Below are 1,690 nucleotides of genomic sequence, written 5' to 3'. Positions count from 1 at the left end.
CTCCCCGGACCCCGCTCCCGGCCCCGAGCCCGTGCGCCCCGGCAGCGACGGCGAGCACGCGATGCAGCAGCGCCTGGGCACGACCGAGCGCGCCGACCGCTTCTACGGCGAGCAGATGCTCGACCACCTCAACGAGCGGATGCGGGAGTTCATCGGCCGGCAGGAGATGTTCTTCCTGGCCACCGCCGACCGGCACGGCGAGTGCGACAACTCCTTCCGCGCCGGTCCGCCCGGCTTCCTGCACGTGATCGACGAGCGGACCCTGGTCTACCCCGAGTACCGGGGCAACGGAGTGCACGCCAGTCTCGGCAACATCCAGGAGAACCCGCATCTGGGCATCCTGCTGATCGACTTCTTCCAGGCCCGGATCGGTCTGCACGTCAACGGCCGCGCCGAGATCGTCGAGGACGCCGAACTGCGCCCGGCCCACCCGGACCTGCCGTCCGACTCCGTGCCCGGCCGGCGGGCACTGGTGTGGGTGCGGGTGACGGTGGAGGAGGCCTACATCCACTGCGCCAAGCACATCCCCCATCTGCAGCGGGCGCCCAAGGGGACCCCGCGCGACTGGGGCACGGACGACCAGCGGCGCAAGGGCGGGGACTTCTTCGGGACGGCGCGGGAGGCGAGGCATCGCGGCGGCCCGGCCGTACGGCCGCCGCGCGAGCGCGATCGCGCGAGTGTGCACGGCGGATCCGGCGGGGACGTACCGCCCTCCGACGATCCGGCGGCCTGGCGCGCCCACGCCGAGCAGTTGCTCGACAAGGCCCGGCGGCGCCGGGCGGAAGGCGAACGTACGCCGTTCCGGGGCTGGTTCGGCTGATCGGCTCCCCGGCTCCTCGGCTCCCCGGCTCCCCGGCTCCTCCGGACCGGGACCGGGACCGGGACGACTCCCGGGGCGTCAGCCCAGGTCCGGGCCCAGCAGGGCGCGTACGCCCTCGACGTTGGCGTCAAGGTAGGTGCGCAGCGAGGGAGGCACCACCTCCACCGAGGCGATGCCCGCGCGGGTGAAGGGGACGCGGACGACCTCGTACTCGCCGCGCGGCTCCTCGACCTCCGGGCCGTGCCGGCGCGACAGGTCCATCGAGGCCAGCCGGCAGACGAAGAAGAACTGCACCTTCACCGCGCCTCCCGCGGCGTCCGCCGCCTCCGCGGCCCGCGGTGCGACGACCGCCGCACCGCCCCCCGCGTCCTCGGCCGGGTCGTAGGGGACGGTGTCGACGAAGGCGGGGACCACGTCGGTCACCTTCGCCCCCAACTCCTCGTCCAGCTCGCGGTGGAGGGCGTCGACGACGGTGGCGTCCCCGGTCTCGACACCGCCGCCCGGAGTGATCCAGTACGGCTCGCGGCCGGGCTTGGTCCGCTTGATCAGGATCATCTCGTCGTCATCGAGCAGGATGGCCCGGGCGGTGCGTTTGACCACGGGGCGCGCGTCGGCGGTCATGGGGGAGGTCTGGCCCGCCCGGGGGCCGGTGAAACCTCCGGGCACGGAGGACGGGAAGGCAGGCGGGACCGCGGGCGGGCGCCGATATGACGACTGGACAATAACGCTCAGTCAACTAACCTTGACCATGCGCTGTTTACGCGCGTCGCACGGGGCGGCCTGAGGCATGAGGGGGGAGCTTCAAGCCGCCCCGCGCCCCACCGGATCCCACGGAGCCCGGCCGAGTCCCTCCACGCCCCTTCACACCCC

2 protein-coding genes are annotated in these 1,690 nt (G+C 73.4%); one reads left to right on the top strand and one right to left on the bottom strand.

Features of this window, described 5'->3' with window-relative positions; translation table 11 throughout:
• Positions 1-31 precede the first annotated feature (31 nt).
• Positions 32-820, top strand: coding sequence for a pyridoxamine 5'-phosphate oxidase family protein (locus L7D48_RS28610; protein ID WP_374494168.1), 789 nt, complete (start codon positions 32-34; stop codon positions 818-820).
• Positions 821-898: 78 nt separating this feature from the next.
• Here the strand turns inward: L7D48_RS28610 and L7D48_RS28605 are convergent, their stop codons facing one another.
• A complete protein-coding gene (locus L7D48_RS28605) occupies positions 899-1,441 on the bottom strand; it encodes an NUDIX domain-containing protein (protein WP_237883980.1) in 543 nt (180 codons plus the stop codon).
• Positions 1,442-1,690: the final 249 nt, after the last annotated feature.

Source organism: Streptomyces sp. ICN903, from assembly GCF_022015835.1.
Taxonomy (GTDB): Bacteria; Actinomycetota; Actinomycetes; order Streptomycetales; family Streptomycetaceae; genus Streptomyces; species Streptomyces fenghuangensis.
The sequence above is the reverse complement of the archived record's forward strand: the minus strand, read 5'-3'. Positions and strand labels throughout refer to the sequence as shown.

Coding starts and splice junctions, on each gene's coding strand:
- L7D48_RS28605 (WP_237883980.1), bottom strand. CDS start 1,441: ATGACCGCCGACGCGCGCCCCGTGGTCAAACGCACCGCCCGGGCCATC.